This is a genomic window from Pararhizobium sp. P1_E7, assembly GCF_056405855.1.
Map to the genome: position 1 here is coordinate 66,543 of NZ_JBFUBH010000019.1, position 6,933 is coordinate 73,475.

Annotated in this window: 7 protein-coding genes; 5 read left to right on the plus strand and 2 right to left on the minus strand. The window is 60.9% G+C overall.

Features of this window, described 5'->3' with window-relative positions; genetic code table 11:
• Window positions 1–173 precede the first annotated feature (173 nt).
• From AC1D17_RS17905 to AC1D17_RS17915, 3 genes are read left to right on the plus strand one after another with little or no spacing between them, the layout of a single operon-like run.
• Window positions 174–728 carry a MaoC family dehydratase gene (locus AC1D17_RS17905; RefSeq protein WP_477566698.1) on the plus strand — a complete coding sequence of 185 codons (555 nt, stop codon included), beginning with the start codon at window positions 174–176 and terminating at the stop codon, window positions 726–728.
• Entirely contained in the window at window positions 728–1,888 is a 1,161-nt protein-coding gene (locus tag AC1D17_RS17910; protein ID WP_477566699.1) for a CaiB/BaiF CoA transferase family protein, read from the plus strand. The genes AC1D17_RS17905 and AC1D17_RS17910 overlap by 1 nt, the downstream gene beginning before the upstream one ends.
• On the plus strand, window positions 1,885–3,018 hold the full coding sequence (locus AC1D17_RS17915; RefSeq protein WP_477566700.1) for an extracellular solute-binding protein: 1,134 nt from the start codon (window positions 1,885–1,887) through the stop codon (window positions 3,016–3,018). Before AC1D17_RS17910 ends, AC1D17_RS17915 begins: the two co-directional genes overlap by 4 nt.
• Before the next feature lie 33 nt (window positions 3,019–3,051).
• On the opposite strand, the gene AC1D17_RS17920 is transcribed toward AC1D17_RS17915, so the two are convergent.
• On the minus strand, window positions 3,052–3,888 hold the full coding sequence (locus AC1D17_RS17920) for an amidohydrolase family protein (protein ID WP_477566701.1): 837 nt from the start codon (window positions 3,886–3,888) through the stop codon (window positions 3,052–3,054).
• Between the two features lie 120 nt (window positions 3,889–4,008).
• A complete protein-coding gene (locus tag AC1D17_RS17925) occupies window positions 4,009–4,794 on the minus strand; it encodes an IclR family transcriptional regulator (RefSeq protein WP_477566702.1) in 786 nt (261 codons plus the stop codon).
• Window positions 4,795–4,963: 169 nt separating this feature from the next.
• Here AC1D17_RS17925 and AC1D17_RS17930 point away from each other — a divergent pair, with 169 nt between their 5' ends.
• Together AC1D17_RS17930 and AC1D17_RS17935 are read left to right on the plus strand one after the other, a co-directional pair.
• The gene (locus tag AC1D17_RS17930; RefSeq protein WP_477566703.1) at window positions 4,964–6,280 is read left to right on the plus strand and encodes an ABC transporter substrate-binding protein; all 1,317 of its coding nucleotides are present in this window, start codon (window positions 4,964–4,966) and stop codon (window positions 6,278–6,280) included.
• A gap of 72 nt (window positions 6,281–6,352) precedes the next feature.
• A partial coding sequence (locus tag AC1D17_RS17935) for a carbohydrate ABC transporter permease (protein ID WP_477566704.1) occupies window positions 6,353–6,933 on the plus strand: 581 nt, incomplete at its 3' end.

Sequence of the window (6,933 nt, forward strand, 5' to 3'; positions counted from 1 at the left end):
TGAGGCCCCCCTACACACCGGGCGCGCCCGGCCGCCGGGCAAAGGCATCCCTCAGGCAATAAGGTTGGCGCTTGCAAAAATCATCCATATGTGAAAATCTTCTTTACATAAGAAAATTGGAGGGAGCACATGGACATCACCCGGCCGGCCACGATTTGCGCGGAGTTCATGCTATGAGCGCCGCCGTGCCAACCGTGGGCGTTTCCTCGACCCGCCCTTCGGACATGCCAGCGGACCATGCTTCGCTTCCGGTCTGGAACGCTGAGAACTGGCTCTATGAGGATTGGCCGGCCGGCCAGCGCATCCGCTCCTTGCGGCGCACGATGGCCGAGGGCGACAGCCATATGTTCAACATGCTGGTCACCGACATCCACCCTTACGTGCAGGACCAGATGTTTGCCGAGCGCGAAGGCATATTCGGCAAGCGGCTGATCGCCGGCGCCTTCGTGTTTTCCGCCGGCCTCGGGCTTGTGGCCACCAATTGCGTCAACGCCTTCTCCTACGGCTACGACAAGCTGCGCTTCATCAAGCCGGTGTTCATCGGCGACACCATCTACACGATCCGCACCAACCTGGATAAGCGGCCGCGCTACAAGGACATGGGCCTGATCCGCGCCAGCTACGAGGTGTTCAAGGGCGAAGGCGAACTGGTGCTCTACTGCGAGCATCTGCAGACGGTGAAATACAAGAACCCGGCCGATTTTGCCGGCAAGACGGAAAAAGAATAATGTCAGCCGATACCGACCTTCCCCTCGCCGGCCTGATCGTCGTCGATCTCAGCCAGTTCCTGTCCGGCCCCTATTGTTCCCTGCGCCTGATGGATCTCGGCGCCCGCRTCATCAAGATCGAACGGCCCGATGGCGGCGACCTGTCGCGGCGTCTCTATCTCAGCGACACCGAGATCGGCGGCGATTCCACCATTTTCCATGCGATCAACCGCGCCAAGGAAAGCCTTTCCATCGACCTGAAGGACGAGAAGGATCTCRCATCGTTGCGGACGTTGCTGAGCAAGGCCGACGTGTTGATCCAGAACTTCCGGCCCGGCGTCATCGAACGGCTTGGGCTCGATTACGAGGCCGTCCGGAAGATCAATCCGCTGCTTGTCTACGCGTCGATCAGCGGCTACGGCGAGGAAGGCCCCTGGGTCAAGCGGCCGGGACAGGACCTTTTGGCGCAGTCGCGTTCCGGCGTGATGTGGCTGAACGGCGACGAAGACCAGGGGCCGGTGCCGTTTGGTCTGGCGATCGGTGACATGCTGGCGGGGGCTGCGCTGGCGCAGGGCATTCTCGCAGCGCTTGTCCGGCGCAGCATCAAGGGCACCGGCAGCCATGTCGAGACCAGCCTTCTCGAAGCGCTTGTCGATTTCCAGTTCGAGGTTCTGACGACCCATCTCAACGATGGCCGGCGGCTGCCGAAGCGCGCGAATTTCCGCAGTGCGCACGCCTATCTCTCGGCACCCTACGGCGTCTATGCGGCCGCCGACGGCTATCTCGCCATCGCCATGACGCCGATCCCCAAGCTCGCCGACCTGCTCAACATGGAGGAACTGGCGCCCTACTGCGACAACTCCGCCAGCTGGTTTACCGCCCGTGACGAGATCAAGGCGCTGATCGCCACGCGCATCGCCACCAGGACCACCGATGAATGGCTGGCAATTCTCGAACCGGCCGACATCTGGTGCGCCCGCGTTCTGAACTGGAACGAGCTTCTGGCCAGTGAAGGGTTTCAGGTTCTCGACATGCTGCAAACCGTCACCCGCGAGGACAATATTTCGATCACAACGACCCGCTCGCCGCTCCGCGTCAACGGTGTGCGGGCCAAGGTCGACCGCGCCGCACCGCGCATCGGTGAACACAGCCAAGCCATCCGTGACGAGTTCGGCCTATGACCATCACACTCAAAGGCATGACCTGGAACCACCCGCGCGGTTACGATCCGATGGCTGCCTGCGCGCAGCGCTGGTACGATCAAACCGGCGTCACGGTCGAATGGGAAAAGCGCTCGCTGCAGGATTTCGAGACGTTTCCCGTCGAGGAACTGGCGCGGCAGTTCGATCTCATCGTCATCGATCACCCGCATGTCGGGCAAGTCACCCACGAGAAATGCCTGCTGCCGCTGGATGTCGCCGGACGCGAGAGCGAGCGAGCAGCGTTGGCGGCCGCCAGCATCGGGCAATCCTATCCGAGCTATGCCTGGCAGGGCCGTCAATGGGCGTTCCCGATCGATGCGGCAACACAGGTGCAGGCCTGGCGGCCCGATCTGCTGGCCACGCCGCCCGTCAGCTGGGCCGGGGTGCTCGAACTGGCGCGAGCCGGAAAAGTCCTTGTTCCGCTGCGCCCGCCCCATTCGCTGATGAGTTTTTACACGCTCTGCGGCAATCTCGGGCGGCCTTGCGCCGTCAATGGTCCCGGTGAACTGATCGACCTCGAGACCGGCACCCAGGTTTTCGAAATGCTGCGCGAGATCGCCGATCTGGTCGACCCGGCCTGTTTCGAGATGGATCCGATCGCGGTACTTGAGCGCATGGCGCAACCGGGGACAAATGCCGCCGTAGCGCCGCTGATCTACGGTTATGTCAGCTATTCCGTAAGCGGTTTTCGGTCAGGCCTCATCCGTTTCGGTGATATTCCGCCAGCGGGCAATAGCGGACCGATCGGCTCGGCGCTGGGCGGAACCGGCATTGCCGTCTCGGCCTTTTCCGAAAACCCGGATGCTGCCATCGACTTTGCCTACTGGATCGCCAGCGGCGATATCCAGAAAGCCGATTATGCCACCGCCGGCGGGCAGCCTGGCCATGCGGACGCATGGGAAGACAACATCGTCAATCAGGCAACGACCGATTTCTATCGCGCCACCCGCGCGACGCTCGATGCGGCCTGGGTCAGGCCCCGCCACGACGGCTATATGGCGTTCCAGCAATCGGCATCCGATCGTCTCAATGAAGGCCTGTTGCAGCGTCAGTCAGCAAGAACCGTCGTCAGCGATATCAATCGGTTGTTCGAAAAGAGCTTTCGATAGAGAGTGGGCCGGCGGACAACGCCGGCCGCCTTGCTAGAGGCGCCAAAGCCTTTTGGCATTGCCCGACAGCAGCTTGTCGCGCTCACCTTGGGAACATCCGGCCAGCAGCGCATGGGTCGCCGCCACCCAGGTCGACAGGCTGCCGCCAAGCGTGCAGACCGGCCAGTCGCTGCCCCAGACGACGCGGTCCCAGCCGAACTGCGCGATCGTGTGTTCGACATAGGGACGCAGCGTTTCGACCGACCAGCTCTCGGCCTCAGCATAGGCGACGACACYGGAAATCTTGACGGTAACGTTCGAGCGTTTGGCGACCTCGGTCATATTGTCCCGCCACGGCTGCACCCCACCCGAGGCGATTGCCGGGACGCCGCAGTGATCCAGGATGAACTGAACGTCCGGCGCGAGGTCCGCCAGCGCAATCGCCTTCGGAATCTGGTGCGGCAGGACGCAAAGATCGAATGTCAGGCCGGTTCCGCCAAGCCGCTTGATGTTTTCGCGAAACAGGGCGCCTTCCGAGACATCATCGGGCACGACATGTAGCACGCGGCGAAAACCCTTGACGAACGGGTTCGCTTTCTGGCGCTCGAGATAAGCGGCAAAGCCGGCCTCTTCCGGACGGCAAGCGGCGATCGCGCMGGCAATCAGGCTTTCCGGCCGGCCAGAGAGGGCCTGGACATAGTCGATTTCAGCCTCGACCTGCGCGGTGTCGACATCGACTTCCATGTGGAGAGCTGATCCGATCCCGCAGCGCTTTGCCTCGGTTGCGTAGGTTTCATAGAGAAAATCGCGATTAAGCGCCGGTACGCCCGACAGCCACGGATAGGCAAGGGCTGCCCTGTCGATCAGGTGCAAATGGGTGTCGATGATCATCCTCTAGGCTCCTCCCAGGCGTTTGCGGCCAACTATTTCACACAAGAAGATATCATTCAAATAAGAATTTCAGGAAAAATTCTTCCTTCCAAAGTGCGGAGTAAGCGTGCTGAAACAGCCTTACTCCGTGTAGTTGACGTCCGATCCGGCGAGCAGCGAAAGCTGTGCTGCGGTCTTTTGCAGGAGCGCGATGCTCTCGGTGATATCGGGTGCCGACGGAGCGTTGACCAGCGCGATGTAGGGGCAGGTCAGCGCCGCAATGCCGCGTCCGTCCGGCCCCAGGATCGGTGCAGACAGATTGTAGACGCCGGCGGTCTGAGCGCTGGCCATCATTTCGTAGCCACGCTCACGGATCCGATCGAGCCGTTCGAAGAAATCATCGGACAGCGGCGGTTCAGACTGGCTTTTGACGTGTTCGGAAATCATCATCTGGCGCTCCTCTTCGGTGCGGAAGGCGAGCAGCACATGGCCCGACCCCGTATCGAACAGGCTGATATGCGAGCCGACACGGATCGAGATACCCCAGTAATCCGGTGCTTYCTGCTGGGCGATGACGACGGCAAAGCCGCGGTCGAAGACCGCAAGGTGATTGGCCTGACGGCTGCGCTGGGCAAGGTCGCGCATCAGCGGTGTCGCGTAGGATGCAAGCCGCCTGACTGGCGCGTGCAGTTGCGCCAGGCCGAATAGCTTGAGCGTCAACGAGTAGCGGTCGCCATCGATCCGCGTGACATAGCCGCGACGCACCAGCCGGTCGAGCATGCGGTAGAATTCGTTCGGGCTGCGCTCCAGCTTCTTGGAAATCTCGGCCTGTGTCAGGCCGCCATCGACGCCAGCCAGAAGCTCGAGAATATCGAGCCCCTTGTCCAGCGCCGGCGCGCGGTAACGATCGGATTCGTCAGCATCCATGAACACCCTCCCCCTGTGAATGATTTACTTCATATACGCATGAAGCCTGTTCGACAAAGCAAAGTTGCGCCTTGACGCAAGGGCACATTTGCTGTTTGTATATAAATCAATTCCTCACAAATGAGGAATTCCCGCCATTGGGATGGTGTGGACGTGAGGAGGAGAAATCATGAACAAGCTGCTTTCCGGCGTTTCTGCCGGGGTAATGATGTTTGCTTGCTCGGTCGCGGCACAGGCCGCAGACCTGCCCGGCAAATTCGACGGTGTGACCATCGATGCGAAGCTCATCGGCGGCCAGCAATATGAAAAGCTCTATGAGCGCATCGGCGAGTGGGAAAAGGCGACGGGCGCCAAGGTCAACATTCTCTCGAAAAAGAACCATTTCGAACTCGACAAGGAGATCAAGTCGGATATCGCCACCGGCGGCCTCAGCTGGTGCGTCGGCTCGAACCATTCGTCATTCGCGCCGCAATATCCGGATATCTACACCGACCTGACGCCGCTGATCCCGGCCGAGGAAATCGCCAAGTTCGTACCGGCGCTGATTGCCGCTTCGACGCTCGACGGCAAGCTGGTGATGCTGCCGCGTGCCCAGTTCGACGTTTCGGCGCTCTACTACCAGAAGAGCCTTTATCAGGACAAAGCCAAGAAAACGGCGTTCAAGGCCAAGTACGGCTACGAACTGACGCCGCCCGATACCTGGGCACAGGTCACCGACCAGGCCGAATTCTTCTCGTCGCCGCCGACATTCTACGGCACGCAGTTCGCTGGCAAGGAAGAGGCGATCAACGGCCGCTTCTATGAAATGCTGGTCGCCGAAGGCGGYGAATATCTCGACAAGGATGGCCGCCCGGTCTTCAATTCGGACGCTGGCGTGCGCGCGCTCGACTGGTTCGTCAAGCTCTACAAGGACAAGGCCGTTCCGGCCGGTACCACCAACTATCTCTGGGACGATCTCGGCCAGGGCTTTGCCTCCGGTTCGATCGCCGTCAACCTCGACTGGCCTGGCTGGGCGAGCTTCTTCAACGACCCGAAATCCTCCAAGGTCGCCGGCAATGTCGGCGTGAAGGTTCAGCCGGCCGGTTCGTCCGGCAAGCGCACCGGCTGGTCCGGCCACCACGGCTTCTCGGTCACGGAAGCCTGCGCCAACAAGGAAGCAGCCGCGTCGCTTGTCTGGTGGCTGACCAATGAAGACAGCCAGAAGCTCGAATCCGCCACCGGTCCGCTGCCGACACGCAGCGCCGTCTGGGACTACAACATCAAGGCTGCTGAGGGCGATGCCTACAAGACCGAGGTGCTGCAGGCCTTCCAGGAAGCGGCAAAGCACGCCTTCCCGGTTCCGCAGACCGCTGAGTGGATCGAGATTTCCAACTCGGTCTATCCGGAACTGCAGGCTGCGATCCTCGGAGACAAGACATCGAAGCAGGCGCTCGATAGCGCTGCCGAGAAGGCCACGACCATCCTGCAGGATGCCGGCAAGCTTTGATTGAACTGTTGCGGCGCCATGGCTTTGCCGTGGCGCCGCTTTTAATTTCCGGCGCAAATCAAAGGGCGCGACATGAAACTATCCAGATTATCGGCACCGGTGCTCTTGCTGTTTCCGGCGTTCCTGGTCCTGGCGGCGGTCGTCGTCGTGCCGCTGGCGCTCTCCTTCTATTCGAGCTTCACACCGTTCCGCCTGACCAAGCCGGAATCGCTCTACGTCTTCATCGGCCTGCGCAACTATCTCACCGTCTTTTCAAGCTGGGATTTCTGGGTGGCTTTCGGACGCACGGTGCTGTTCCTGACGATTGCGCTCAATGCCGAGATGCTGCTCGGCCTCGGTCTTGCGCTGCTGGTCTCCAAGGCCGTGCGCGGTCAACGGCTGCTGCGGACCATGATGATGTTTCCGATGATGTTTTCGCCGGTGCTCGTCGGCTTCCAGTTCAAGTTCCTGTTCAATGACAATATCGGCCTGATCAACAATGGCTTGCAATCGCTCGGGTTGACCGACCAGGCGATCCCGTGGCTCATCGATGGCAATCTGGCGCTGTTTTCGATCACCGTCGCCGAAGTCTGGTCGTCGACCTCGGTCTTTGCGATCCTCATCCTTGCCGGTCTTCTGGCCATGCCGCGCGATCCGATCGAGGCGGCCCATGT